This is a genomic window from Ochrobactrum sp. EDr1-4 (assembly GCF_049199085.1).
Taxonomy (GTDB): Bacteria; Pseudomonadota; Alphaproteobacteria; order Rhizobiales; family Rhizobiaceae; genus Brucella.
Window position 1 is genome coordinate 432,538 of the sequence record NZ_JBLZOF010000003.1, and the last position, 25,765, is coordinate 458,302.

The following is a 25,765-nucleotide window of genomic DNA, read 5'->3' on the forward strand; positions in this document are numbered from 1 at the left end:
TTCTAAACACAAACAAAAAAGGCGTCGCAACAGTTGCGACGCCTTTCGCATTTCCAGTTTAGGAAGAAGCTAGTCGATACGGATCGTCACAAAGCGCAGCTCGCCAGAGCGCGAAGCCAACATCAAAAGCGCGTTCTTGCGGCCCTCGCGACGCAACGCATCAATCCGCTTTTTAACATCGGCAGGGGCTTTCACAGTAACCTGACCAACATCGACAATCACATCGCCAATTTCGATGCGCTTTTCAGCGGCAGCAGAACCCGGCACAACGTGAAGAACTGCTACGCCTTCAACATCTTCGGCAATGCCAAATTCGCCACGTACATCTTCATTGAGTTCTGATAGCTTCATGCCAAGCACCGTTGCGGCGGCCTGTTCCTGCTGATCTTTCTTCTTGGGATCAACCTTTGGAGCATCCGGAAGCTCCTGCCCCTCTTCGCCATCTTCCATGTCTGGCGGAGGCGCTTGGTCTTCTGTCGCTTCCTCGGTGCTCTTATCGTCTTCGATCAAACGACCGAGCTTAACCTTGACGGTCTGCTCTTTACCATCCCGCACGACAACGACCTCAACCTCATCGCCAACGGCACTCTCGGCAACCAAACGCGGCAGATCACGAGCACGTTCAACCGGTTTTCCGTCATAGCGGATAACAACGTCGCCCGCCTTGATGGCTTTATTATCAACTCCAGAATTCTCGATAATACCAGCGATCAGCGCACCCTTCGCATCTTTCAGGCCAAGGCTTTGCGCAATGTCATCGGTCACTGGCTGAATACGCACACCGAGCCAGCCGCGACGCACTTCGCCAAATTCTTTGAGCTGATCGATAACACCAACGGCCATTTCCGCAGGGATCGCAAAGCCAATACCAATCGAACCGCCCGATGGCGAATAGATCGCTGTATTGATGCCGATCACCTTGCCGTCCATGTCGAACAGCGGACCGCCGGAGTTACCACGGTTGATCGCAGCATCGGTCTGAATAAAATCGTCATAAGGGCCGGACTGAATATCGCGCTTACGGGCAGAAATGATGCCGGCAGTTACTGTGCCGCCAAGGCCAAACGGATTGCCGATTGCAAGCACCCAGTCGCCGATGCGCGCTTTATCAGAATTGCCGAACTCAACAGCTTTGAGCTTATGCTTGGTTGGATCGACTTTCAGCACGGCGAGATCGGTCTTGGTGTCCTTACCGACAAGTTCCGCTTTCAGCTTGGAACCATCGACAAAATTCACTTCTATCTCATCCGCATCAGCGATGACGTGATTATTGGTGACGATAAAACCCTTTTCGGCATCAATCACAAAACCAGAGCCAAGCGACTGTACTTTGCGCGAATCGCCTTTCTTATCGCCGCCTTTTTCATTGAAAAAATCGTTGAAGAATTCTTGAAACGGTGAACCTTCCGGCACCTGTGGCATCGGTACGCCACTGTCTTCTTCGCCGTCTTCTTTAACCGTCTGCGATGTCGAAATATTCACAACCGCATCAAGCAGACCTTCAGCCAAATCGGCAACGGACCCCGGCCCCTGCCTGATTGGAGCAGTTTGCTGAGCAAAAGAGGGAGATATGCCAATCGCAACTGTCCCTGTAAAACTCATCGCTCCGAGAGCAACGGTTGCTAAAAGGGTGCGGCCAAATCCCGCCTTGGATGCAATTGCCATGAAGCTCCGCTCCGTTTTTGTCTGCATGAAAAAGCGAAAAGATTAGATCGCTGCAAAATACGGCCTGTTTACGGCCCCGCATAGAGTGGAGAGCAGAAATATAATGAATGAACTGGCTTATCCCCTAACAAGCCAGACAATAAAGACACCAATCGCCAATGCGCAAAGCCCGGCAATCCGCAACATGCCTTCCGGCGCTTGAGATGCATCACGCGCCAGCTTTTTGGCAATCAAAGGAAAGCCGCCGTAGAGCAGCCCCTCGAATACGAAGAGAAGTCCTACGGCGGCTAGAAAATCGCTCATATGCGATAATCTCTCTTACTGCGCTGGCGCTGTTGCAGGTGCGGTAGTCGGCAACTGCCCAGCGGAATCACGGAAGAACTTGAAGAACTCCGAATCTGGCGAAATAACCAGTGTTGTATCAGGCGTTTCAAGTGCCTTACGATAAGCTGCCATTGAACGATAGAACGAATAGAAATCCGGGTCTTTCGATGCGGATTCAGCAAAGATCGCACTACGCTCTGCATCGCCTTCACCGCGGAGGATTTCCGAGTCCTTACGCGCTTCAGCAACAGTTTCTACAACCTGACGATCAGCAATAGCGCGAATACGCTGTGCTGCTTCACGACCACGCGCACGCAGACGTTCTGCTTCCGCAAGACGTTCGGCCTTCATACGCTCATAGGTCTGCTGTGAGACTTCAGCGGTCAAATCCGTACGACGAATGCGAACATCTTCGATGGTGATGCCAAGCGATGTCGCATCAGGGCGAAGCTGATTTGCAACTTCACGCATCATATCGCCACGTTCTTCGGAAAGTGCAGCTTCAAAGCCGCGCTGACCGTAAACGCCACGCAATGCAGCATCAAGACGCGTACGCAGACGCTGTTCTGCAAGCAAAACACTACCCGATACGGTTTCACGGAACTTGCGCGGATCAGTGATGCGGTAAACGAGGAATGCATCCACGTCGTAGAACTTGCCGCCCGAAACCTGAACGCGAATATCGTCAAGGTCAAAGCGCAGCAGGCGATCATCGATCAGCTGAACCGTATCGGCATCAAGGAAACCGAAAGGCATTTTGAAGTAAATGCCCGGATCGGTTTTCACATCAACGATCTGACCAAAGCGCAGAACGATTGCCTGCTGGCGTTCATTAACGATGAATACCGACGAATAAATTGCGAAAGCAACGATGGCGATAATGCCGAAAATAAACGGAAGCCTGTTATTGGCCATGATTAGTTACCTCCGCTATTCGTCGTTGCGTCAGCGGCACCCGGACGCGGCTGCTGGCGCATAAGTTCACTCAATGGCAGGTAGGGCACGACATCCTTACCAGCTTCCACGATAACCTTCTTGGTGCCAGCAAGCACTTCTTCCATGGTTTCGAGGAACAAGCGGTTGCGTGTTACTTCAGGAGCGTTTTTGTATTGATCGACAACGGAGCTGAAGCGCTGTGCTTCACCTGTTGCATCCTGAACAACACTGTTTTTGTAAGCCGCAGCTTCTTCACGCAGCTGTGCTGCCTGACCGCGTGCCTGACCAAGACGCTGGTTCGAATACTGATTGGACTCTTCTACGAAGCGGTCTTCATCCTGTTCAGCGCGCTGCACTTCATCAAACGCATCTGCCACTTCACGCGGCGGCGCGGCGTCTTCGATGGAAACGGCATTCACCTGAATACCGGTGTTATAGCGATCAAGCGTGGCCTGAATAATTTCGCGTACACTCTGCGCAATTTCAGCACGATTATCACGGAAGACATCCTGTGCAGGACGACGACCAACGATTTCACGAATCGCACTCTCAGAAACCTGCTGCACCATGGCATCCGGATTCTCAACGTTGAAAAGATAATCGCGCGGATTAGCAACACGATAAAGAACCGAGAACTGAACATTGACGATGTTCTGATCGCCAGTCAGCATCAGGCCCTGCGTCGCAGTCCGTGAACCCTGACCACCGATATTGATCTGCTTTTCGACGATCTGAGCCTTTTCAACGGTCTCAACAGGCCAGAAAAGGAAATGCAGGCCCGGCTCGGAAACTTCAGCCTTTGGTTTACCAAAAACGAGCTCAACAGCGAGTTCGTCTGGCTGCACCGTATAGACCGACTGGTAAAGCCAGAGGCCAAGCACTGCTGCACCAATCAGGAAAAATACACCACGATTGCTGCCGCCTTTACCGCCGCCGCCACCTGGGAAAACTTTTTTCAGACGATCCTGCCCTTTGCGAAGAATATCCTCAAGATCAGGAGGCGTGTTCTGGCCGCCATTGCGTGGCCCTTTCGGACCCTGACCCCAAGGGCCACCTTTATCGCCATTGCCGCCATTATTATTGTTGTCGCCGCCGCCACCCCATGGGCCTCCGCCGCCGCCATTCTGATTACTCCAGGGCATCCTCACCTCTCGTCCGGGAGACGGGAAAGCCTGTTCAACTTCCCGTCATCAACTAATGTTACCGTTTTATAGGCATCGCGAGGGCCGCTTTCAACGTGAAGCGGCAAATTTCCTGCGTTATAATTTATATAACGTGTCGGTCGTACCGAATATAACGCGTTGGATGGCTATCTTTCTCGCCCGCGGGCACTTCTTCGGAGCTGACTTCTTGCCAGATTTCCGAATCGATTTCCGGGAAAAATGTGTCACCATCAATGGTCGCGAGAACGCGCGTCAGATGCACACGATCAGCAAATGGCAATGCCTGTGCGTAAATCTTGCCGCCGCCAATGATACAAACCTCATCTACACCAAGTTCAGCCGCAAGCTCGCGCCCCAGTTCAATTGCCGCATCGAGCGAGCTAACAATGGTCGCTCCGTCCGCTTTGAAAGCTACATCCCGCGTCACAATAAGGTTGGGACGGCCCGGCAGCGGGCGACCGATGGATTCCCATGTCTTGCGACCCATAATAACGGGCTTGCCAAGCGTGATCGCCTTAAACCGCTTGAGGTCTGTGGAAAGCTTCCACGGCATATCATTGTCGCGGCCAATGACATTGTTTTCGGACGCTGCAACGACAATCGAAAGAACGGCTTTGCTCTTGGTCATATCTTAAACCGCAATCGGTGCTTTGATTGATGGATCAGCTTCATAACCCACCAGCTCAAAATCGTCGTAACGGAAAGCAAACAGATCTTTCACATCCGGGTTGATGCGCATGGTCGGCAAGGATTTCGGCGTGCGGGTCAGTTGCAGACGCGCCTGCTCGAAATGATTGGAATAAATATGCGCGTCACCCAGCGTATGCACAAAATCACCCGGCTCAAGGCCTGCAACCTGCGCAATCATCATGGTCAGCAACGCATAAGATGCAATATTGAACGGAACGCCTAAGAAAATATCTGCCGAACGCTGATAAAGCTGGCAAGACAGTTTGCCGTCCGAGACATAAAACTGAAACAGGCAATGACACGGCGGCAAAGCCATTTCATCGACCAGCGCCGGGTTCCATGCTGAAACGATCAAACGTCGTGAGTTAGGGTTTTCGCGCAACATCTTCAAAAGATTCGCAATCTGGTCGATATGGCGGCCATCAGGCGCTGGCCATGAGCGCCACTGATAGCCATAGACCGGGCCGAGATCACCGTTCTCATCGGCCCATTCATCCCAGATCGAAACGCCATTTTCTTTGAGATAAGCGATATTGGTATCGCCTTTCAGAAACCACAGCAGTTCATGGATGATCGATCGTAGATGCAGCTTCTTGGTGGTGAGAACGGGAAACCCTTCAGCCAGATTGTAGCGCATCTGATAGCCGAAAACTGAACGCGTGCCTGTCCCGGTGCGGTCGCCACGGTCTGAGCCATTGTCGAGCACATGCTGGAGAAGATCGAGATAGGTGCGCATAGGGGTACTTTCCGGGCCGATTCGTCTTAACCCAATATAAGAAAAACCCCGGCTTTTAACACCGGGGTTTTCAGTCTGGACTGTGGACGACGATTAAAGATCGCCGAGCTTACCAAGCTGCTTCGCAACCAGATAATAGAAGGTGACGCGACCCTTGTTACGATCGCCCTTCATCACTTCGGCCACATGGTCTACCACTTCGACGGCTTTGGCTTCATCAGCAACGCCGAGCTTCTTGTGAACCCAGCTGTCGCGGACGCGCTTGAGTTCTTCAGGATCGGTTGCAGAAACTAGGGAGGAATCGCGATTGCGCAGCGCAATGCCAAGATGCTTTACGATCTTCTCGACAACGGCTTCATCAGCAGCGGCATCATAACGACGGACATCCGCGAGATAGTCACTCATAGATTCACTCTCCTTCGATTGGCTTTAGCCCCGGTTAAACCTCCGCTACAGCCGGACAATGACAATCCCAATCCGGCATGCACCGATAGTCTTGTCAGGATTGACCAGCCTGCGATTGCTGTCAATGAAAAATGAACGCAAAAAGCGAAGACAAACGAGCGCCAACAACCTGTTAAATCATAACTCCCCTCTTCCAATCGCGAAGAAGGACGCCTATATACGTCGTGTCAGCGCAAGCTGACTATGGTGATAAACGGACGATGTAATAAACCTATTGGACCCGGGGGCGGTACCCGGCGCCTCCACCAGAACGCAAGAAGCAGTAAACGCGAGTTGCGCTGTGGCGGGGGCGAAATAGGATCGACAAGGGTGTAAAGATCGCTCTTTTGCTCGGCATGATACCACCGTTATCGGGTCAATTGAGTAGTTGCAAATGACAACAAAGCTCAGGGTTACGCTCTCGCTGCTTAATCGCGGTGCGAGAAACCCAACCTAAGTCCTTCTGGTTAGCACCTTGAGGCGGGGTTCGGAGGCACCTGGCAACAGAAGCCTCCACTTTTCCCATCTTTAGATTGTTGCCACTTCCGCTTCTGGCTGTGCTTTGCGCGCAAACACAACGCGACTAAGCAGGAATGCGATAAGCGCACAGATCGCAATACCACCAATCATCGGCTTCGCTGAACCGTCAAAGAATGCGCCGGTAACGCCGATTGCAATGCCGCCAATGACGAAATGCAATGTGCCCAGAAGTGCCGATGCTGTTCCGGCAATTGCTCCGTGATCTTCAAGCGCCAGCACTGCGGTCGTCGGAATGACAAGTCCGAGAAAACCGTAACCAACAAACAAAAATGCCGCGATCAGCCAAAGGCCGGTATGGCCCATGAGAACTGCGGCAAACATCGCAAGCATAACGGCGGCAAAGCCTGAAACGGCGACCTGCATCACGCGACGCAATCCAAAACGCGCACCCAAGACGCCATTCAGCTGCGAAACGCTGAAGAACGAAACGGCATTAATCGAAAACGCAATTGCATACTGGCTTGGGCTGAGGCCGTAATGATCAATTAGAATAAACGATGAGTTTGCCAGATAGACAAAGAAGGACGCGATGCCGAAGCCGCCAATACAGGCCAACCCCATAAAATAGCGATCTTTGAGCAAGCGGCCATAACCCGCAAGCGCGCTGCTGATATTGCTATCAAGCCGAGCTTCGCTACCCCGCGTCTCTTTAAGCGACGTTGCGATCAGCACAACGCCCACGATTGCTGCCACCAGAACTGCCCAGAAAACACCGCGCCAACCAAAGAAGTCGATAAGCACCGAACCACTCAGGGGTGCTAAAATAGGTGAAATCGAAAAGACGAGCATCAATAGCGACATCAGTTTTGCTGCATCAACACCCGTATGCAGATCACGCACAATCGCACGCGGAATAACCGAGCTTGCCGCAGCGCCCAAACCCTGAATGAAGCGGAACAGGACCAAAATATCGATATTGGTCGCGAGTGCTGAGCCGATACTGCCAACAGCAAACAGGATCAGTCCGCCATAAAGCGGAAGCTTGCGTCCAACCATGTCCGACAAAGGACCAACAAAAAGCTGCGCAATCGCGAGAGCGATGAAGAATGCCAAAAGACTCATCTGCACAGCACCGGTCTCGGCGTGGAGATCGGTAGCGATGGTTGGCAATGCGGGCAGATACATATCAATGGCAAATGGGCCGATTGCCGAAAGAAGACCAAGAATAATCGCGTTACGCACGAGACCTGAAGTGGGAGAGCCTGAACTCATTGGGGGCGTACTTTCATCAATGTTTCGTGAGTCGCCCGTTACGCGTTTGGTTCCGGCGCATCGCTTGGGAGGAAGGGCAAGCCGGGACCAAATAACGCAACTAAGCGACTATCCACATGCTTATGCTACATAATTTCGCGATATTTGCGATGTATCCAGCCCCCAACCGGGTATCGCAGTCTCTCAAAAGCGGGTAGCCATCCCCATAATGGACGAATTACAATAACTGTTTTGACACTACTGTAAAATTAGACACTATTGTCCAAACCGTCAAGCCGCATTATGTTATGAATATGAAACCTACTGACATGCTCGATAGTGCCGTTCTCGCAGACAGACGCCCACTCCTTTCTGAAGGGGCAAATTCTGCGTCCGCAAAATCGGGGTTAAAGCCCGGCCAATGTATGAAGCGCGACTTCATTCTTTGCGCGGCAGCACGCGTTTTTTATCGAGATGGGTTTCAGGGCGCCAGCATCGATCTGATAGCCAGCGAAGCTGGCGTATCACGCCAGACCATTTACAATCATTATAAAGATAAAGAAGCACTGCTGGCGGCTGTTGTTGACGATGCATTCGACAGAATGTCGTCTGGTCTTTTTGCTGTGCTCGCTACTTTTCCTCAGTCTGGCGAAAACCTCGAAGAAAATCTGGTCGCCTTCTCGATCAGGATGAGCCGCAATTGCGTGCATGATTCTTCGACTGTCTTCTTGCGCAAACTGTTTCAGTCCGATGAAGATGCCCTGCCCCTACATGGCAATATATGCAGCAACAAGGGGCCCGCACAGGCAGTTCCAGCCATTGCCGCCCATCTGGCGCGCTTAGCATTGGCCGGTGATCTGGTCATTGAAGACCCCGATTTGGCAGCACGTCATTATCTGGCGCTTATCAATGCGGATATTCATTACCATCTGCTAACCGGCCAGACAGTTGATGATTCAATTATTGAAAAAAGCGCGATCAACGGTGTGCGGACATTTTTAATGGCCTTTGGTGCGCGCGCTTAAGCATTTCCGCACCTCCCCGGGCTCACTTTTTTCTTGATATATTTTAGATTCGTCAGAGAACAAACTTGACATCAACCTGCGAATCCGTGGGATAAGCAATCTATGGTTCAGGATCTCATTCGTTACGATATTCTCGCTCAGGAAGCCCTCCGTGGCGTCATTCGCAAGGTTCTTGCGGAAGTGGCAGCGACTGGCTTGCCTGGCAATCATCATTTCTTCATCACGTTCCTAACAGGGGCGCCCGGTGTACGCATTTCATCGCGACTTAAGGAAAAGTATCCTGAGCAGATGACAGTGGTGTTGCAACATCAGTACTGGGACATGGTTGTCACTGATCAGCTGTTTGAAATCGGCTTGTCATTCGGTGACGTGCCAGAAAAGCTGACAATCCCATTTTCTGCTGTCCGCGGCTTCTACGATCCATCGGTCAACTTTGAACTTGAGTTCGATGTATCGGTTGTGCAGCCAACAAGCGACAATGATGAAGGTGGCAACGTCTCCTCTATCGAATTGATCTCGTCCGAAGATGCGCCTGAAAAGGCCAAGCCTAAATCCAAATCGCGCAAATCTGCTGCTGATAAAGGTGATAGCGCTGCAAAAGACGAACCGGCATCTGAGGATGACGATACAGAAGCCAAGCCATCGGCAGACGTGGTTTCCCTAGATTCTTTCCGTAAAAAATAAGTTTTAACTTCACTGAGAATACCAAACACCGGCTGAACATTCTGCCGGTGTTTTTTTATAGCAGTCGTGCCGCTCTTGACTTCGATCAAAGCATCTCAACAAATGCTCTGTAAAACTGAGATAAACAAAAACGCATCACAGGACAGGCCCCAACATGTTGCGAATTATTGCTCAGATCGTTCTTTGGTTCAGCGGTATCATTGCCGGTTTCTTCGTCGCTAAAGACGCCCCGAACTTTCCGATGTGGCAAATGACTTTCGGGTTGCTGCTCCTCGTGATACTTTCGCTGATCATCTGGTGGATAACCAATCCAAAATCGCCAAACAAATAAGGCGATGCCCACTGACATACTTGGCAGGCATTCATGAGTGAAATTATCAATCTGCGCCAGTTCAAAAAGAACAAGGCGCGTGCCTCGCGGGAAGAACAAGCCGATCAGAACCGCATTCTGTTTGGCCGGACAAAAGCCGAAAAAGGCTTTGCGAAAGAAGAAACGCGCAAAGCCAATAGCTTTCTCAAAAACAACAAGCTTGAGCCAATCAACAAGCCGAAAGCTGAAGAGTGAGCGGCTCCCTCAGCACTACAGGACGGCTTAAAAAGCGCTCTGTGAGTATTCGTGGACATGCAACGAGCTATACGCTCGAAGACCCATTCTTCGAGCTGCTTGAAGAGATCGCAAACACGCGGCAAGTATCTGTCGCATCGCTTGTGACGGAGATCGACGGGCAGCGCGAGCGCAGCGTCAACCTCTCTTCTGCTCTCAGGCTCTACATACTTGACTGGCTAAAATCAAAAATTCGGTCTCAAGGCTGAGAATTCGGCGCAACATTTGGCGCCTGCTCCAGATCTTTCAAAAACTCATTCAGCGACTGACCACCCTCACCATTCAGTTGTGCGGGCTGATTAGTGCCCTCAACGGGTTTCTGCGCTTCCAATGCATTTCTGGCAGCCTGTTCGCGAGCTTCTGCCTCTGCTCTTTTTCGAGCCTCTTCCTCGAGCTGCACACGCTCGCGCGCTTTGGCATCCGATGCTAGCAAGTCCAGCTGGCGTCTCAGCCGCTGCTTTTCCATGATGCTCGCCTGCATCGCTTCAACCCGTTCCTGCTCTCGCTCCAATGCGCGCTGCGTCAGAAACTGAACCAGCGGCTGGCGATCAAATTGAACTGTAGGGTCGTCATAGGTTCCGCCAATTGTATAGCGAAGACTTGCTGTGGTTGAAGGTTGCACATCGTCCGGTTGATCAAATGCGAAGCTGCCTTCACCACTGAGGCCCAGCGTAGAAAGATTAAGCTGCATATCGCCGCTCAATGTGGCGTCGCCCGATGCAAGACTGATCGGTGCAAGTCGTGCGATGCCTCCGGCAATCGTAAAATCAAAGCGCGGATTACCAAGCGCAAAGCGACCCTGACCAATTGCCTTATCGGTCAATGCGCTGAAAGCTTTAGCATCCAGCTGCGTGGCACCTACGGGCTGATCACCCAGACTATCAGCCTCAGTCAGCATTGCCGGAAAAGCCGTTTGATCAAAGCCATTGATTGCGAAATTCTCGACATCAACGCTGCCTGAACCAGCTAACGACGCAACCAGTTCGGCGACATTCGAGCCGCTACCATTCAAAGTCAGAGCAGCCTTAATCGTTCCATCCAATGGGCTGCTACCCGTCGAAGAATGATAGAAATCTTCGAGCCGTGCACCACTCCATTTAAGATCAGAAGACAGCAGCGCGGTTTTATCGTTGTTGCGTAGAGAAATATTGCCAACCAGATACCCGCCAGCCCAGTTTCCCGTCAGCTCATTAAGTGCCAGCCCATCCATATTCTTCTGAACGCGCGTAGAAAAATCGCTCACGGTTCCGAAGCCATCCATGTGTGCTTGCGCTGCAGTCAGCTTCATATCCATTAGCAGCGTCAAAGACGGACGCGTAGCAAATGGCGTATTTGGCCAGATAGAAGCCTTACGCGGCGAAGATGGCTCAAGCGCATCCTGACCAAGCATGATTGCTGCGAGGCTGCCAAGTTCAACAGAGGTCAGCTTTGCTTCACCTTTGATCTGCGGAAGTCCACTATCTGAAAAGTTCGCTTCAAGACGAGCGGAGATATCATCTCCGCCAAGCTTACCCGCAAAATTCGGGAACCGCAGCAAACCTTTGGCAAACTGAAAATCGCTCGATAGATCAGCGGACAGTCCTTCGCCAAATCCCGGAAGCGTGTAACCCGCTGTTGCGATAAAGGGTTGCAAATCGGCAGACTTCACCTGAGCCTTACCGCTCGCCGCAATATCTCCGCCAACCATCGACAAAATGCCATCCGCAACTGCAGATCCATCAGGTGCCGTCAGTTTGAGTTGCGTTCGCATGCCAGCACTTGGCGCGCCCTGCATGGTGAGATCAGCCGTCAATTCGCCAGCAAGTCCGAGCGGCAATGTTGGAACGCCCAATAAAGCCAGAACCGTTTCGCCATTCGTAGACGTTGCAGTTCCGTTGAGCTGCATCTGCATCGGATCGTTTTCAGCGCTTCCGCCGCTGGTCGTGCCGGACAGGTCAAGCTTCATACCGCCTGCTTTGCCCGTCACGCTAAACGACGCCTCGCCACCCTTTGCAGGTGTCTTTGCTGGCACTTCCTTGGCGCGTGATCCTTTGGCACTTCCCGCAACCGGCGCGGCGGTCACACCATTACCGGTGGGTGCCACGGCATTGGCGATGATATTAATCTCCGTGTCCTCAAAGAGACCCGGATAATTATCTGCGCGCGCAGAGAGCGAACGGAAAAATGGAACTTGCGGATGACGATGCGCAGCGAGTGTCAGAAAATGCGACAGATCAGCGGAAAGCAAAGTTGCATCAAGTTTGCCTGACGGCGTTGCTGCAAAAGGCTCATAAGTGCCGGTTGCAGTCAGCGTTGTTCCTGCAACATCATTGACCATCAAACGGTCAAAATCAAAACGGCCATTATGAATACGAACAGCAAGATCAACACTCGCTGCTTCCATATCCTCATATTGAACAGGGCCAGCGGTGAACCCAATATCAAGCGCTTGTCCATCAAGTGAAGCAACGCCATGACCGCCTGAGAAAAAGCCTGTAAATGCACGAAGTGCATTGCTATCAACTGCACCACCTTGCAACCGCAGCGTAATAGCTGGTTCGGCAGAACCTGCTACTTGCCGCAGGAATGTACCTTTCAGCGTCGTTTGGCCCATACCGACTTCAAGGTTATCAATGCTCTGCATGCCTTCACGCAAATTCACTTTGCCTGAAAAGCCCACGCTATCGAGTTTACGGATGGATTCATCAACAGTTTCATTCAGCCATGCTGCAAGACCGGATGGCTGGCGCGAAGCCACAAGCATATCGCCTTCAAAACCGAAATCGCGCCCGACCGAAAGTCTGCCTTTGGCCTCAATCTTTGTACGGCCCGGCAGATCAGCTTCAAACTGACCAATATTCCAGCCATTTCCATCAGGCTCTGCACTGATTGTCACGGAACGAATAGTCGTTCCACCGGCAATCACTGCCGGTAGCCGTAAATCGACATTGCCGGGGATTCCAGGGATCGGCAATTGCTCAAGTATCCGCCGTAATGTCTCAAGGCGCTCGCCATCAGCGACGGGTGTGGGTTGCTGATCCTGCGTTTCAACCGGACCCCAGAATATCTGCTGGCCGTCAGCACTGATTTCAAAATGTGGCTTATCACCGTAATCAATAAGAGCCTTGCCATTCACCACGTAAGGATTGTCGGCCGGTCCCTGCTCCATGCGAAACTCGCTGGCATCGAAATGGATTTTATTTGCAGAAAACTTGCCACTAACACGAAGGTCACTGAAAAATGGCTTCTCTACTGGCTCTTTCTGGTTCTTGGCGACTGACCCCATCGCATCAGCAGAACGGAGTGAAAAGCTGCCAGCATAGTTCAGACGACCATCATCAAGCGTAATGTCACCATCAGTCTCAAACGATGCGGGCACCGCTTCAGGCGATATGCGCGCTCGAAGGCGCAGAGAGCCGTCGGGCTTGGCTTCACCGCTGGTAAGATCAAGCGCCAGCTTCTGACCTTCAATTTCTAAAGTGCCGTTGGCCAGCCATGGCCCTGCAAGACTGTTGGCAGAGAGAACCGCATTTATATCGCTGGCATTGTGAACGCGTCCACTCGCCTCATCGATAAGGGTCGTAGTTCCGTCCGTGATTGAGAGGCGTTCAACCTTGATCTGCGCCGGATCAAGCGGTGTGGAAGGACGGATCGCCCAATCCACCTTGCCATCCTTATCGAGCGAAATAATCGTATTCGGGCGTTCGACACGCATATCGAAAATCAGCAACTGGCCGCGCAAAAATGGCATCAGTTCCGCATCCATCGAAAACGTATCGACCGTCATCACGGGATGCTCATTATCAGCGCCCACACGCACATCGGAAAATGCCACTGAAGGGAACGGCAGCAATCGCGCACTCACGTCGCCTGTCACATGCACTGGACGGCCAAGGATCTGGCTTGCCTCGCGCTCAAACTCGGCACGATAGCCGCTCCAGTCGACAAATGGCGGAACGACCAGCGCTGCGGTCAAAAGCAACACCAGCAATCCACCCACGATGACGAATATGCGGCCCAAGCGAAACTCCGATAATATGCAGAGCGCGAAACAATCCTTGAATCACGCGATTTTTATCGGTGCAACATAGCGGGATCGATCCGGCGATAACAAGGCAAATTGCCTGCGCAATCGCCGATTCAGCCGCGACATTGAATCGCCTTCTTAAAAAGACGATTCAAAGGACTGATTTGAATCAGGAAATCAGGATTTTTCCCGGATTCATAATGTTATCTGGATCGATCGCTTTCTTGATCATCCGCATGTAGTCAGTCGCGTCACCAAGCTCCATTGCAAGATATTTCATCTTGCCCTGCCCGATACCATGTTCTCCGGTACACGTACCCTCCATGGCAAGCGCACGCTTCACCAGGCGATCCATAAAATCTTCTGCGCGCTCCATTTCCGATGCATCGTCCGTATCAAGCAGAAGAAGCAGGTGGAAATTACCGTCGCCAACATGGCCAACAACGGGAGCAATCAATTCGCTTTCAGCCAGATCTTTTTCTGTCTCAGCAATGCAGTCCGCAAGCCGTGAAATCGGCACGCATACGTCAGTCGAAACACCCTTCGCACCAGGGCGCAAAAGGAAAGATGCCAGATAAGCGTCATGCCGCGCGCGCCACAAGCGGTCGCGTTCTTCCGGATCATTGGTCCAGCGGAACTCGCCGCCACCATTTTCCGCAGCAATCTCGCCAAAGATTTCCGCCTGTTCCGCAACGCCGGTTTCGGTGCCATGGAACTCGACAAACAAATAAGGCTGCGCCTCATAGGGCAGCTTGGAATGCATAATCAGTGCTTCCATCTGGAGCTTGTTCACGAGCTCAATACGCGCAACGGGTATGCCCATCTGGATGGTTTCAATAACCGCGCGGCAAGCTGATTCAACATCAGGGAACGGGCAAATCCCGCCCGACACCGCTTGCGGAATACCCTGCAATTTTAAAGTCAGTTCAGTGATAATACCGAGCGTGCCTTCAGAACCGATCAGCAGCCGTGTCAGATCATAGCCAGCCGCTGTCTTCTTCACACGTTTGGATGTTTCGATCAGGCGACCATCGGGCATCACGGCTTTCAGCGCCAATACGTTTTCACGCATTGTGCCATAGCGCACGGCATTGGTGCCAGACGCTCGTGTTGAGGCCATACCGCCAAGGGTCGCATTTGCACCCGGATCGATTGGGAAAAACAGTCCGGTATCACGCAAATATTCGTTCAGCTCTCGGCGCGTAATGCCCGGCTCAATAACGCAATCAAGATCTTCCGCATGAACTGCCAAAACACGGTTCATCTGTGTGAGATCAATCGACACGCCACCGGCAGGCGCATTCACCTGTCCCTCAAGCGAAGAACCAGCGCCAAATGCGATCACCGGCACCTTATGCTCGGCACAGATGCGGACCACAGCCTGCACATCATCGGTTGTCTGTGCAAAAATGACAATGTCGGGCGCCTGCGTCGGCACATAGGTCGTCGTGTGGCCATGCTGCTCGCGAATTGCCTGTCCGGTCTGTGCTCGCTCACCAAACCGCTGCTTGAGGAGCGCAACTGCAGCTGCAATGCCCTCTTCATTACGCTGAAGGGCAACCACATTCTGAAGCGACATCGTTTATTCTCCGTATTTTAATTTATGCTGCAGCTAAGGCCAGCGCGACGGGATCTTGTCCCAAATGTTCAGCAATAGCCCGCACGACAAGATTATGATCTTCACGCTGCGGAAGGCCCGAAACAATTGCTGTTCCGATTACGCCCGCACCTGCGATATGGATGGGGAACCCACCACCCGCTAAAGCATAATCGGCAACATCCAGTGCCTTATGGTCTGCAAACATTTTGTCTTCGCGATTTTGTTCCAGAACAAGGCGATAGCTCGAAGCGTGAAAGCGACGCACGACATTAAATTTACGCCGCAGCCATTCGGTATTGTCAGCGGTGGTTCCAGCAGTTGCTGCAAAAAACAGACGGCGATCCCAAAGCGAAATATCAATCGCAACCGCGAGCTTCTGTTTCACCGCAATATCGCGTATCCGCTGGCCGAGTGAAAATGCATCATTCTCGGTGAAACTTGTGAAAATAAGTGCCTGTTCTTGCCGGATGATCTGCTTGATGTCGTCGCTTTGCGCCATGTTCAACACTCTCCCCAAACATTTATTCAGCTCTTTTGCGCCCTCATTCACATGATTGCAACCGTTGAACCCCACCATCAAACTTGATTGATTGAGCGCAAGCGGCTAGTGGAACTGCATGGCTCAGAACCCAAATATTGATGTACCCGCACAAGGCGACCGCATACCGCAATTTGTGGAGACCGCAGTTTTTAAGCGCGATGTTTTTTCCGAGACACGCGCAGGCTATTTTGCGGGCGATCCCGAGACAAGAATTATTCGTCGGGTGGTGAGTGCAGCCCCTTGGTGGTCGAAGCCTCTGGCATGGATTCTGGCACGACGCGAAATTCGCGGCCTCAAAACCGTGCGCGGCATCGAAGGCGTACCGCAACTTCTCTATACCGACAAAGACGGTCTCTATCGTTCATGGACGGAAGGCACACCGCTGCATCTTGCGCGTCCGGCTCAACTCAAATGGTATCGCACTGCGCATCGCATTCTGCGCGATATGCGCCGCATGGGCGTTACCCACAACGATCTGGCCAAGCCGCAAAACTGGCTGATGACGCCGGAAGGCGAAGCAGCGGTTATCGATTTTCAGCTGGCAAGCGTGCATCGCCGTCGTGGCGGATTTTACCGTTTGCTCGCCTATGAAGATTTCCGTCATCTCATCAAACAAAAGCGCGCCTTTGCACCCGATCTGATGACGCCGACCGAAAAGCGCATTCTGGCACGCCGTTCGCTGCCGTCACGCATTTGGCTCGCTACTGGCAAGAAGGTCTATAACTTTATCACCCGAGGCATTTTCAGCTGGTCCGATGGTGAAGGTACGGGCGACCGTATCGACAATGAAGGCCCAGCTATCATGGCTGCGTTGAAGTCAGACCCGCGTGTAAAAGACGTAGCGCTCGCGCTTTATTCACTGCCAGCCAAGGGCGTGGGCCTCTATGCCTTCGTCGAAACGGCTGACGCGGACGAAAAAAGCCTGCGCGCACGGCTGAAAGGCACAAAGCTTGAACTCATCCAACCGGTTGCGCATTTGCCACGCCGGGCCGATGGCACGATCAGAGACGATATTCTGCGTTTGATCGCCATGAACCAGATGACGGAGCTTGATGAACTGCTACAGCGCGAACCGGAGATGCGCGGCCTTGTCGAAGCGCTTGCTTCACATCGGCTCAATTTCACCGATCGTCGTATCACACAGCTTGAGTAATTTAACGCTTTCGCTGGTTTTTGATCAACGAATCACTACATTCGGTAGCAATGTCTGATTTTCCCGATGATATGCCGTTTTTCGGCAATGAAACTCCTGCCGATCGCGCACCCGCTGCGACTGGCGGAATTGCCGCGCGCGCCATGGCAGCACGCAACCAGCAGCGTGGCGAACCCGATTATTTAAAGGGTCTCAACCCTGAGCAGCGTCAGGCCGTCTTGACCACCGAAGGTCCGGTTCTTGTTCTCGCAGGTGCAGGCACCGGCAAGACCCGCGTGCTCACAACCCGCATCGCGCATATTGTGACGACTGGCCTCGCCTATCCAAGCCAGATTCTCGCTGTGACTTTTACCAACAAAGCCGCCCGCGAAATGAAAGAACGTATCGGCCATCTGGTCGGCGGTGCAGTCGAAGGCATGCCATGGCTCGGCACGTTCCACTCCATCGGCGTGAAACTGCTGCGCAAACATGCAGAACTGGTGCACCTCACTTCTGATTTCACAATCCTTGATACTGATGACGTGATCCGTCTCATCAAGCAGCTTATTCAGGCCGAGGGTCTCGACGACAAGCGCTGGCCGCCCCGCACTTTTGCGAACATGATTGATGGCTGGAAGAACAAGGGCTTTGGCCCAGCGGATATCCCGGAAGGCGATGCGCGTTCGTTTGGCAACGGCAAAGGCCGCGAGCTGTATCAGGCTTATCAGGAACGCCTTCGTACGTTGAACGCATGCGACTTCGGTGATCTTCTGCTGCATCCGATCCGCATCTTCCGCAACAATCCCGACATTCTGCGCGAGTATCACGCGAAGTTCCGTTACATTCTGGTGGACGAGTATCAGGACACCAACACAGCACAATATATGTGGCTGCGGCTACTTGCTCAAAAGCCACAATCGAAAAGCACTGCTCCAGTTCCAGCCGATGGTCGGCAGACATCATCAGGCGTAAGCGACAATAAAGTTAACTTGTGTTGTGTTGGCGATGACGATCAGTCGATCTATGGCTGGCGCGGTGCCGAGGTGGATAATATCCTCCGCTTCGACAAGGATTTTCCGGGCGCAGTTGTTATCAAACTTGAGCGCAACTATCGCTCGACAGCACATATTCTGGGAACTGCCGCGCATCTGATTGCACATAACGAAGGTCGTCTCGGCAAAACGCTTTTCACTGAAGCGCCAAACCCCGACGATCCAAAAGTCAAAATCCATGCAGCATGGGATTCGGAAGAAGAAGCCCGCGCAGTTGGTGAGACCATCGAACAGGCTCAGCGCCAAGGCCATTTGCTCAACAATATGGCGATCCTTGTGCGCGCGTCCTTCCAAATGCGCGAGTTTGAAGATCGCTTTGTGACGCTTGGCCTCAACTATCGGGTTATCGGCGGTCCACGCTTCTACGAGCGCCTCGAAATCCGCGATGCCATGGCTTATCTGCGTGTGGTTGCACAGCCGGCTGATGATCTGGCGTTAGAGCGCATCATCAACACACCAAAGCGCGGACTTGGTGAAGCAGCAATTCGCCTGATCCACGACTATGCGCGCGCACGCGACATTTCGATGTTCGCAGCCGCTTGTGATCTGGTGGAAACGGAAGAACTAAAGCCAAAGCCACGTTCGGCGCTGCGCGAAGTGGTCAATAATTTCCGCCGCTGGCAAACACTTCTCGACAATACCCCGCATACAGAACTCGCAGAAACCATTCTTGATGAGTCGGGCTACACGTCCATGTGGCAGAACGACAAATCGGCAGAGGCGCCGGGGCGTCTTGAAAACCTCAAGGAACTGATCCGTTCCATGGAGGATTATGAGAGCCTGCGCAGCTTCCTTGAGCACATTGCGCTCGTCATGGATGCGGAGCAAAACACCGATATGGATGCCGTCAACATCATGACGCTCCACTCTGCTAAGGGCCTTGAGTTTGAAACTGTTTTCCTGCCCGGTTGGGAAGAAGGCCTGTTTCCGCACCAGCGCGCACTTGATGAAGGTGGTCGCTCAGGCCTCGAAGAAGAACGACGCCTTGCCTATGTGGGCGTGACGCGCGCCAAAAAGAACCTGCATATCTGGTTCGTATCCAACCGCCGCATTCATGGCATGTGGCAGTCAACCATTCCTTCACGCTTTCTGGAAGAGCTTCCCGAACCGCATGTCGAAGTTGCTGAAATGGAAGGCAATTACGGCGGCTATGGCAATAGTGGTTATGGACAATCGCGCTTTGATAAAGCTGATCCATTCCAAAACTCCTATGCAACGCCCGGCTGGCAGCGCGCGCAGCAAAACCGCTCTGATGCAACACGCAACAACTGGGGTTCGCGCTCGGGTGCAAATGTCGAACGCGTCGGCTATGGCGAAACCGATTCTGGCTTTGGTGCTGGTCGCGGGTCGGTAAAAGGACGCACCATTGACGGCGAACTGGTTGCAAAATCAACAACCGATAAGCCGTCTGCCTATTTCGTCGGCGACCGTGTGTTCCACATCAAATTCGGTAATGGCACAATCTCGACCATTGACGGCAATAAACTGACCATCGACTTCGATAAGGCGGGACAGAAGCGCGTTCTCGACAGCTTCGTTCAGCGCGCATAATTCTTAAGAGTAGAAGAGCCGGAGATTACTCCGGCTTTCCTTTTTCCCAGGTCACATCACCCTTGAACAGCGGAACGGTCGACAGCGATGTCTTAGCCGAACCATCCTGCACCTGTGTCGCATGAGCGAGATAAAGAAGCGTGTTGTTCTTCTGATCATAGATACGGGTGATGACCAGCTTCTTCCAGATAAGACTGGTGCGCTCCGCAAAGACCCGCTCACCACCCTTACCAAGCTTAATATCACCGATGGTAATCGGCCCGGACTGCTCGCAGGAAATCGATGCATTGGACGGGTTTTCAAACCAGTTGCCCTTCTGCAGGCGGTCGATAACTCCGCGCGAAAAAGATGCCAAATAGCAGGTCACGCCCTGCACCTTCGGATCCTGAACGGCATCAATCACAATGTCATTTCCCAGCCAGTCCACGCCAACTTTACCGACTTCTTCTGCTGATACCGCAGCCGAAGCTGCAAGCAAAAGCATCGGCGCGACAAGCAATCCCACAAACCTGTTCATCTTTGACATTCGATCTCTCCAGCAACTTCGTTCTCAAAGGTGGAGAAACAAATCAGGCATTGCAAGAGAGCAACCCTCAACCGCCCCACTTTTCCAGAAAGGCCTCAATTTCAAGCGCCTGAATATCAGGAACGGCCTCATAAAGCTTTTCCACCGGCCAATCCCACCAGCACAGAGCCAGCAATCGTTCTATAATTGCATCATCAAAGCGCTTGCGAATGATGCGGGCCGGAACACCGCCGACAATATGATAGGGCGCAACATCTTTCGTCACCACAGCATTTGCGCCGATCACCGCGCCATCACCAATATTGACGCCGGGCGTAATCACCGCACCATGGCCAATCCAGACATCATTGCCGATTGTCACGCGTTTGGCCTGTCGCCGTTCACGGAACGCACCGTCCACGCCCAGATAACGAAAATACTCATTCGGACGATAGCTCACCTTATGAGTCGTAAGCCGTTCCATAGGATGCTCAAGCGCATTGATCCGCACATTGGAAGCAATTGAGCAGAACTTACCGATCTGCGCGTAAATACCTTCCCCGTTGCGCTCGAAATAGGTGAAATCGCCGACTGTCACTTCACGCAGGATTACACGCTCACCTATGTCCGCATAGCGACCAAGCTTGGAGCCTTTGAGCTGAGCTGTCGAGTGAATGCGCGGTTCACTATTTTGGAAACGAAGGTCTTCACCCTGCGTCATTTCAAAACTTTCTGAAATCTTTGTACTCTGCTAGACTGGATCTATCGTTTCAACATAAGATGCGCTCGTTAAATAAGCGCTTTCCTATTGCATAACGATGTAAACACTAAATAGCGTGCTTATCTGCGATAAATGCAAAACAAAATTCAAGGCTGACCGGACATGAAAAAATTCCTGCCCATCTTCATCTTCGCCTTCATCATTGTGATTGTTGGCGCTGCGGGCTTCAATATGATCCGCGACCGTAATTCCGCCGATCAGCCTTTCGGCGGTCCGTTCAATCTCGTGGCTATGGATGGCAAGCCTTTCACTGAAAAAGAACTGCGCGACACACCTTCCGTGGTTTTCTTTGGTTTTACCCATTGCCCTGATGTGTGCCCCACCACGCTCTACGAACTGGACGGATACTTCAAACAGCTCGGACCAGAAGCATCTGACATTAAAGCTTATTTCATTTCCGTGGATCCTGAACGCGACACACAGGAGATTATGAAAACCTATGTGAGCAACGTGTCAGACCGCATCATCGGCGTGACCGGAACACCGGAAAACGTCGCTGACATGGTGAAGTCCTACCACATCTACGCCAAGAAGGTTCTGACCGAAGACGGCGAATATACAATGGATCACACGGCTTCGGTTTTCCTTCTCGACAAGGGCGGTCGCTTCCGTGGAACCATCGCCTATCAGGAGAACCCAGATACTGCTCTGGAAAAGTTGAAGAATCTGGCCAAAGGCCGCACAAACGGGTAAACAAAGCTTCCAATTCGATTTGAGAGCTTATTATCCATGCCCCAATCACGACTCTTCTTTTCGGCTGACAAGACGGAAGCCGAACGAATCTATGACATCATCGAACAAGCATTCGAAGATGAAGCCTTCCCGATTGCAATCACTGAAATCGATGAAGACCGTCAGATTTTCGAAGTTTCCGTCTATACCGAAGATGGAGCCGAGGAACTCGCAGCGCGCATAGACGCGCTGGTGGGTGCTGGCAAATTTGAAACCGAAGAGCTGCCAGACATTGACTGGGTCACACACTCGCTCTCAGTTCTAAAGCCTGTTCGTGCCGGACGCTTTTTTGTGCATGGCTCGCATGACAGCGACAAACTACAAGCCGATGAAATTCCGATTTTGATCGATGCTGGCCTCGCTTTTGGCACCGGACATCATGGCACCACGTCTGGTTGCCTTGAAATGATTGAGGAAGTGGTTGAGCGCGAGCATCCGACCAATGCGCTTGATCTCGGCACCGGCTCTGCTGTTCTGGCAATTGCCATCGCCAAGCTTGCACCAATCCCGGTTCTCGCCACCGATATCGATCCGATTGCAGTCACTGTTGCCGCTGAAAACACCGTTCTCAACGGAGTGAGTGAGCATGTCGTAACGGCGACTGCCGAAGGCTTCGACCATCCGATCTTCCGCTCCTACACCCCGTTTGATCTTATCGTCGCCAATATTCTAGCCAACCCGCTGATGGAACTCGCACCTTCGCTGAAATCACATCTGGCACCAAGCGGCTCAATCATTCTGTCCGGCATTCTCGACAGTCAGCATGACATGGTTCTTGCTGCCTATCAGTCGCAGGGACTTACCCATGAGAAAACCTTCCATCGCGAAGGCTGGGTCACGATTCACCTGAAGTAATAGGTTTCCATTATTTATTGCGAGTTACGCTCATGGCTTTCCAGACTTTTGATGTAACCACCGATCCGGCCAATGGTGCACCACGCGTCGCCAAACTGCGCGAGAAGCTTGTCGAACAGGGACTCGACGGCTTTCTCGTTCCGCGTGCCGATGAGCATCAGGGCGAATATGTGCCGCTGCGTGCCCAGCGCCTTGGCTGGCTCACCGGTTTTACCGGTTCGGCAGGTGCGGCACTGATCCTCAAGGATAAGGCTTTAGTCTTCATCGACGGTCGCTATGAGTTGCAGGTTCGAAATCAGACGGATGGTAACGTGTTTTCTTATGAAAGCCTCGTCACCAATCCGCCTGCGAGCTGGCTCGCGGAAAACGGCAAAGGCCTGACCATTGGCTTTGACCCTTGGCTGCACACGATTTCCGAAGCCTCCGCTCTCCGCGAAGCTTTGGAAAATCAGGGTGGCAAGCTGGTGCCGGTTGCGCATAATCTGGTTGATCTCATCTGGGATGATCAGCCGGAAGCACCACTTGCGCCGGTCACTATTCAGCCAGCCCGTTTCTCGGGCCACGAGGCTGAAGACAAGATCAAGGAAATGCAAAAGGCGGTAGCAGCAACGGGTGCAAGTGCCGCAGTGCTAACTGATCCGTCATCGGTTGCCTGGGTGTTTAACATTCGCGGCAAGGACGTCTCCAACACGCCTCTGCCGCTTAGCTTCGCAATCATCCCGGCTGAGGGTGAGCCAGAACTGTTCATCGACGAGCGCAAACTTGCCATCGAACCCCGCGCCTATCTCACGCAACTAGCGAAACTCTGCGAACCAGCAAAGCTTGAAGGTCACCTGAGTGCGCGCGCAGCAGAAGGCGAAACCATTCTACTCGATCCAGCACTGGCTGCGGAAAAGCTTCGTCTGGCGGTAGAAGCCGCGGGCGGCCATGTCATTCATGGCAAAGACCCTGCCCGCCTGCCCCGCGCGATCAAGAACAAGGCAGAACTCGACGGTTCTCGCGCAGCACACGAGCGCGATGGCGTGGCAATGGTCAATTTCCTGTCCTGGCTTGATGGAGAAAAGCCCGGAACGGTTGACGAAATCTCAGCAGCGCAAAAGCTGGAAGCAAGCCGCGATAAGGCTGGCCGCGATTTCCAGATGCCACTTGAAGATATTTCGTTTGATTCGATCTCCGGCGCAGGTCCGGACGGCGCAATCATCCATTACCGCGTCAACACCGACACAAACCGCAAGCTTAACGATGGCGAGCTTTATCTGATCGATTCCGGGGCGCAATATCGCGACGGCACGACCGATATTACTCGCACCGTTGCTATTGGCAGCATCACGCCTGAAACCATCCGCTCGTTCACGCTTGTGCTGAAAGGCATGATTGCCATCACCACCGCACGTTTCCCGAAAGGAACACGCGGACAGGACATTGACGTGCTGGCGCGTATCGCACTCTGGAAACAGGGCTTTGACTATGCGCATGGCACCGGCCACGGCGTCGGCAGCTATTTGTCGGTGCATGAAGGCCCACAGAGCATTTCAAAGAAAGGCGTGCAGGAGCTTTTGCCCGGCATGATCCTTTCCAACGAACCGGGCTATTACAAGCCGGGTGCTTACGGCATTCGCATTGAAAACCTGATCATCGTGAAAGAAGCGGAAGTTCCAGCAGGCGGCGAGCTACCGATGATGAGCTTTGAAACGCTCACCTTCTGCCCGATCGACCGGCGCCTTATCGACAAATCACTGCTCACGCAGGAAGAGCTGGATTGGCTGAATGCCTATCATGGCAGCGTGCGTGAAAAGCTTATCACGCACTTGGATGAGGCACAGGCTAAGTGGCTCGAAGCAGCAACTTCAGAGATTTAAGCCGGAAAGAAATGGCGCAGTGCGATCAACAGCGCTGCGCCTGCAAAAAACATTGTCATCATGCTAACCCGCAATGACAACAACACGCAGAATACCAGCACCAACAATTCGCGCCAACCATGATCCGATGCGGGCGCTGCAACAATTGCTGTCAGAACCGCCGCAGGCACTGCATTCAATGCTGCTTCAACACGATAATGCACACGCTCAAAACGCGATAAGATCATATGCCCGCCAAAGCGGGTAAGATAGGTGCACAACGCACCCGCAAGAATAATCCAGATCGTCGTGGACATGATCTATGCCTTCCCTGTTTGCGGCTTTGCGAGAACAGCGGCCAGTACAACACCACCCATCGCACCGAGCGTTACATGCCATGGCGAGCCGACGAACTTGTAAGCCGCTACTGCGCAGACAGCACTGACAATAACAACCGGCCACCAATGTTCGCGATGGCGAAAACTCATCACCATGCCAAGGAAATAAATCGGCAGCAGAAAGTCGATCCCAAGCGCATAAGGATCAGAAATCAGATTGCCAAACAGCGCACCAATGAGCGTCTCGATCAGCCAGCAGACATAGATTGTGAGACCAAGCCCCATATACCATGCGAAGCTGATTTTCCGGCCCGCCTCAGCACGAATTTCAACTTCGGCATATTGCGGATCGACCAGCAGAAAGAAGGCGAGCGCCTTTTGCATGAAGGTGAAATGGCGAATGCGCCGGCCGACCGTCGCCGAATAAAGCACATGCCGAAAATTGACCGCGAAGATCGACAGCACAATCATCCATGGCGCGATGTTCTGGCCAAATAGATCAAGCCCAACCATCTGGCTGGCGCCTGCATAGATCATTCCACTCATGAAGATGGCTTCAGCAATGGTAAAGCCGTTGTCGATTGCTACTGCACCAAACAACAGACCAAACGGCGCACCAGCTGCTACGATGGGCAAGCCACGTTTAACACCGCCCCAGAAGTCGCTACCTGCTGACGCCGGTGCTGATCGAAAACCCTGATCCACGAATATCTCTCCTCACTCATGGAGTGCTTAGAGAATTTCAGGCCAACTTGAAATCAATTTTCGATAAAAATCATACTATTAGAATATACGCGCAGCATTTCAGCATCACTGATAAAAACCAGTGATA

The 25,765-nt window shown here is 52.5% G+C and carries 25 protein-coding genes and 1 other RNA gene; 11 read left to right on the forward strand and 15 right to left on the reverse strand.

Features of this window, described 5'->3' with window-relative positions:
- Positions 1–69: 69 nt before the first annotated feature.
- The 7 genes from ACOZHT_RS13160 to ACOZHT_RS13190 all read right to left on the reverse strand — a co-directional run bounded on the left by ACOZHT_RS13160 (position 70) and on the right by ACOZHT_RS13190 (position 5,919).
- Positions 70–1,665, reverse strand: a complete 1,596-nt coding sequence (locus ACOZHT_RS13160; protein WP_339511747.1) for a Do family serine endopeptidase — start codon at positions 1,663–1,665, stop codon at positions 70–72.
- 117 nt (positions 1,666–1,782) lie between these two features.
- The gene (locus tag ACOZHT_RS13165) at positions 1,783–1,968 is read right to left on the reverse strand and encodes a DUF2065 domain-containing protein (protein ID WP_339511745.1); all 186 of its coding nucleotides are present in this window, start codon (positions 1,966–1,968) and stop codon (positions 1,783–1,785) included.
- 15 nt (positions 1,969–1,983) lie between these two features.
- The gene (locus tag ACOZHT_RS13170) at positions 1,984–2,904 is read right to left on the reverse strand and encodes a protease modulator HflC (RefSeq protein ID WP_339511744.1); all 921 of its coding nucleotides are present in this window, start codon (positions 2,902–2,904) and stop codon (positions 1,984–1,986) included.
- Positions 2,905–2,906: 2 nt separating this feature from the next.
- Positions 2,907–4,067: an FtsH protease activity modulator HflK gene (gene hflK / locus ACOZHT_RS13175; protein ID WP_339511743.1), complete on the reverse strand. Its 1,161-nt coding sequence runs from the start codon at positions 4,065–4,067 to the stop codon at positions 2,907–2,909.
- Between the two features lie 124 nt (positions 4,068–4,191).
- Positions 4,192–4,716: a dihydrofolate reductase gene (locus ACOZHT_RS13180; RefSeq protein ID WP_339511742.1), complete on the reverse strand. Its 525-nt coding sequence runs from the start codon at positions 4,714–4,716 to the stop codon at positions 4,192–4,194.
- A 3-nt stretch (positions 4,717–4,719) separates the two neighbouring features.
- On the reverse strand, positions 4,720–5,514 hold the full coding sequence (locus ACOZHT_RS13185; protein WP_339511741.1) for a thymidylate synthase: 795 nt from the start codon (positions 5,512–5,514) through the stop codon (positions 4,720–4,722).
- Between the two features lie 93 nt (positions 5,515–5,607).
- A complete protein-coding gene (locus ACOZHT_RS13190) occupies positions 5,608–5,919 on the reverse strand; it encodes a DUF2853 family protein (protein WP_339511740.1) in 312 nt (103 codons plus the stop codon).
- Positions 5,920–6,106: 187 nt separating this feature from the next.
- Between ACOZHT_RS13190 and ssrA the strand changes: the two genes are divergently transcribed.
- Positions 6,107–6,476: a transfer-messenger RNA gene (gene ssrA / locus ACOZHT_RS13195) on the forward strand.
- A 10-nt stretch (positions 6,477–6,486) separates the two neighbouring features.
- Here the strand turns inward: ssrA and ACOZHT_RS13200 are convergent.
- Positions 6,487–7,710, reverse strand: a complete 1,224-nt coding sequence (locus ACOZHT_RS13200) for a multidrug effflux MFS transporter (RefSeq protein ID WP_339511739.1) — start codon at positions 7,708–7,710, stop codon at positions 6,487–6,489.
- Between the two features lie 287 nt (positions 7,711–7,997).
- On the opposite strand from ACOZHT_RS13200, the gene ACOZHT_RS13205 reads away from it, so the two are divergent.
- From ACOZHT_RS13205 to ACOZHT_RS13225, 5 genes are all read left to right on the forward strand, one after another.
- Complete coding sequence (locus ACOZHT_RS13205) at positions 7,998–8,714, forward strand: TetR/AcrR family transcriptional regulator (protein ID WP_339511738.1); 717 nt, start codon at positions 7,998–8,000, stop codon at positions 8,712–8,714.
- Positions 8,715–8,816: 102 nt separating this feature from the next.
- Entirely contained in the window at positions 8,817–9,398 is a 582-nt protein-coding gene (locus tag ACOZHT_RS13210) for an SspB family protein (RefSeq protein ID WP_339511737.1), read from the forward strand.
- 154 nt (positions 9,399–9,552) lie between these two features.
- Positions 9,553–9,729, forward strand: coding sequence for a hypothetical protein (locus tag ACOZHT_RS13215; RefSeq protein WP_339511736.1), 177 nt, complete (start codon positions 9,553–9,555; stop codon positions 9,727–9,729).
- Between the two features lie 33 nt (positions 9,730–9,762).
- Positions 9,763–9,963, forward strand: a complete 201-nt coding sequence (locus tag ACOZHT_RS13220) for a DUF4169 family protein (RefSeq protein WP_339511735.1) — start codon at positions 9,763–9,765, stop codon at positions 9,961–9,963.
- Positions 9,960–10,211: a ribbon-helix-helix domain-containing protein gene (locus ACOZHT_RS13225; RefSeq protein ID WP_339511734.1), complete on the forward strand. Its 252-nt coding sequence runs from the start codon at positions 9,960–9,962 to the stop codon at positions 10,209–10,211. The genes ACOZHT_RS13220 and ACOZHT_RS13225 overlap by 4 nt, the downstream gene beginning before the upstream one ends.
- Here the strand turns inward: ACOZHT_RS13225 and ACOZHT_RS13230 are convergent.
- The 3 genes from ACOZHT_RS13230 to ACOZHT_RS13240 all read right to left on the reverse strand — a co-directional run bounded on the left by ACOZHT_RS13230 (position 10,202) and on the right by ACOZHT_RS13240 (position 16,107).
- Entirely contained in the window at positions 10,202–14,002 is a 3,801-nt protein-coding gene (locus tag ACOZHT_RS13230) for an AsmA family protein (RefSeq protein ID WP_339511733.1), read from the reverse strand. The two genes, ACOZHT_RS13225 and ACOZHT_RS13230, sit on opposite strands and share 10 nt — an antisense overlap.
- Before the next feature lie 175 nt (positions 14,003–14,177).
- Positions 14,178–15,587, reverse strand: coding sequence for an FAD-binding oxidoreductase (locus ACOZHT_RS13235; RefSeq protein WP_339511732.1), 1,410 nt, complete (start codon positions 15,585–15,587; stop codon positions 14,178–14,180).
- 22 nt (positions 15,588–15,609) lie between these two features.
- Positions 15,610–16,107 (reverse strand): heme-degrading domain-containing protein, encoded by a 498-nt coding sequence (locus ACOZHT_RS13240; protein ID WP_339511731.1) that lies wholly within the window; start codon positions 16,105–16,107, stop codon positions 15,610–15,612.
- 118 nt (positions 16,108–16,225) lie between these two features.
- Here ACOZHT_RS13240 and ACOZHT_RS13245 point away from each other — a divergent pair, with 118 nt between their 5' ends.
- Positions 16,226–17,302: a serine/threonine protein kinase gene (locus ACOZHT_RS13245; protein WP_421565814.1), complete on the forward strand. Its 1,077-nt coding sequence runs from the start codon at positions 16,226–16,228 to the stop codon at positions 17,300–17,302.
- Between the two features lie 50 nt (positions 17,303–17,352).
- Positions 17,353–19,884, forward strand: a complete 2,532-nt coding sequence (locus ACOZHT_RS13250) for an ATP-dependent helicase (protein WP_421565815.1) — start codon at positions 17,353–17,355, stop codon at positions 19,882–19,884.
- Between the two features lie 25 nt (positions 19,885–19,909).
- Here ACOZHT_RS13250 and ACOZHT_RS13255 read toward each other — a convergent pair whose 3' ends face one another.
- Positions 19,910–20,410, reverse strand: coding sequence for a CreA family protein (locus ACOZHT_RS13255; protein WP_339511726.1), 501 nt, complete (start codon positions 20,408–20,410; stop codon positions 19,910–19,912).
- Between the two features lie 67 nt (positions 20,411–20,477).
- Positions 20,478–21,110, reverse strand: coding sequence for a DapH/DapD/GlmU-related protein (locus tag ACOZHT_RS13260; protein WP_339511724.1), 633 nt, complete (start codon positions 21,108–21,110; stop codon positions 20,478–20,480).
- 162 nt (positions 21,111–21,272) lie between these two features.
- On the opposite strand from ACOZHT_RS13260, the gene ACOZHT_RS13265 reads away from it, so the two are divergent.
- The 3 genes from ACOZHT_RS13265 to ACOZHT_RS13275 are packed head-to-tail and all read left to right on the forward strand — an operon-like array spanning position 21,273 to position 24,616.
- The gene (locus tag ACOZHT_RS13265; protein ID WP_250038868.1) at positions 21,273–21,863 is read left to right on the forward strand and encodes an SCO family protein; all 591 of its coding nucleotides are present in this window, start codon (positions 21,273–21,275) and stop codon (positions 21,861–21,863) included.
- A gap of 36 nt (positions 21,864–21,899) precedes the next feature.
- A complete protein-coding gene (locus ACOZHT_RS13270; protein ID WP_339511721.1) occupies positions 21,900–22,757 on the forward strand; it encodes a 50S ribosomal protein L11 methyltransferase in 858 nt (285 codons plus the stop codon).
- 32 nt (positions 22,758–22,789) lie between these two features.
- A complete protein-coding gene (locus ACOZHT_RS13275) occupies positions 22,790–24,616 on the forward strand; it encodes an aminopeptidase P family protein (protein WP_421565816.1) in 1,827 nt (608 codons plus the stop codon).
- Here ACOZHT_RS13275 and ACOZHT_RS13280 read toward each other — a convergent pair.
- Together ACOZHT_RS13280 and ACOZHT_RS13285 are read right to left on the reverse strand one after the other, a co-directional pair.
- A complete protein-coding gene (locus tag ACOZHT_RS13280; RefSeq protein ID WP_339511717.1) occupies positions 24,613–24,912 on the reverse strand; it encodes an AzlD family protein in 300 nt (99 codons plus the stop codon). The genes ACOZHT_RS13275 and ACOZHT_RS13280 overlap by 4 nt on opposite strands.
- A 3-nt stretch (positions 24,913–24,915) precedes the next feature.
- Positions 24,916–25,638, reverse strand: coding sequence for an AzlC family ABC transporter permease (locus ACOZHT_RS13285; RefSeq protein WP_421565817.1), 723 nt, complete (start codon positions 25,636–25,638; stop codon positions 24,916–24,918).
- Between the last annotated feature and the right edge of the window lie 127 nt (positions 25,639–25,765).

Coding starts and splice junctions, on each gene's coding strand:
- ACOZHT_RS13255 (WP_339511726.1), bottom strand. CDS start 20,410: ATGTCAAAGATGAACAGGTTTGTGGGATTGCTTGTCGCGCCGATGCTT.
- ACOZHT_RS13280 (WP_339511717.1), bottom strand. CDS start 24,912: ATGTCCACGACGATCTGGATTATTCTTGCGGGTGCGTTGTGCACCTAT.
- ACOZHT_RS13270 (WP_339511721.1), top strand. CDS start 21,900: ATGCCCCAATCACGACTCTTCTTTTCGGCTGACAAGACGGAAGCCGAA.
- ACOZHT_RS13220 (WP_339511735.1), top strand. CDS start 9,763: ATGAGTGAAATTATCAATCTGCGCCAGTTCAAAAAGAACAAGGCGCGT.
- ACOZHT_RS13165 (WP_339511745.1), bottom strand. CDS start 1,968: ATGAGCGATTTTCTAGCCGCCGTAGGACTTCTCTTCGTATTCGAGGGG.
- ACOZHT_RS13235 (WP_339511732.1), bottom strand. CDS start 15,587: ATGTCGCTTCAGAATGTGGTTGCCCTTCAGCGTAATGAAGAGGGCATT.
- ACOZHT_RS13200 (WP_339511739.1), bottom strand. CDS start 7,710: ATGAGTTCAGGCTCTCCCACTTCAGGTCTCGTGCGTAACGCGATTATT.
- ACOZHT_RS13275 (WP_421565816.1), top strand. CDS start 22,790: ATGGCTTTCCAGACTTTTGATGTAACCACCGATCCGGCCAATGGTGCA.
- ACOZHT_RS13265 (WP_250038868.1), top strand. CDS start 21,273: ATGAAAAAATTCCTGCCCATCTTCATCTTCGCCTTCATCATTGTGATT.
- ACOZHT_RS13185 (WP_339511741.1), bottom strand. CDS start 5,514: ATGCGCACCTATCTCGATCTTCTCCAGCATGTGCTCGACAATGGCTCA.
- ACOZHT_RS13215 (WP_339511736.1), top strand. CDS start 9,553: ATGTTGCGAATTATTGCTCAGATCGTTCTTTGGTTCAGCGGTATCATT.
- hflK (WP_339511743.1), bottom strand. CDS start 4,067: ATGCCCTGGAGTAATCAGAATGGCGGCGGCGGAGGCCCATGGGGTGGC.
- ACOZHT_RS13260 (WP_339511724.1), bottom strand. CDS start 21,110: ATGACGCAGGGTGAAGACCTTCGTTTCCAAAATAGTGAACCGCGCATT.
- ACOZHT_RS13240 (WP_339511731.1), bottom strand. CDS start 16,107: ATGGCGCAAAGCGACGACATCAAGCAGATCATCCGGCAAGAACAGGCA.
- ACOZHT_RS13180 (WP_339511742.1), bottom strand. CDS start 4,716: ATGACCAAGAGCAAAGCCGTTCTTTCGATTGTCGTTGCAGCGTCCGAA.
- ACOZHT_RS13210 (WP_339511737.1), top strand. CDS start 8,817: ATGGTTCAGGATCTCATTCGTTACGATATTCTCGCTCAGGAAGCCCTC.
- ACOZHT_RS13205 (WP_339511738.1), top strand. CDS start 7,998: ATGAATATGAAACCTACTGACATGCTCGATAGTGCCGTTCTCGCAGAC.
- ACOZHT_RS13160 (WP_339511747.1), bottom strand. CDS start 1,665: ATGGCAATTGCATCCAAGGCGGGATTTGGCCGCACCCTTTTAGCAACC.
- ACOZHT_RS13245 (WP_421565814.1), top strand. CDS start 16,226: ATGGCTCAGAACCCAAATATTGATGTACCCGCACAAGGCGACCGCATA.
- ACOZHT_RS13250 (WP_421565815.1), top strand. CDS start 17,353: ATGTCTGATTTTCCCGATGATATGCCGTTTTTCGGCAATGAAACTCCT.
- ACOZHT_RS13170 (WP_339511744.1), bottom strand. CDS start 2,904: ATGGCCAATAACAGGCTTCCGTTTATTTTCGGCATTATCGCCATCGTT.
- ACOZHT_RS13190 (WP_339511740.1), bottom strand. CDS start 5,919: ATGAGTGACTATCTCGCGGATGTCCGTCGTTATGATGCCGCTGCTGAT.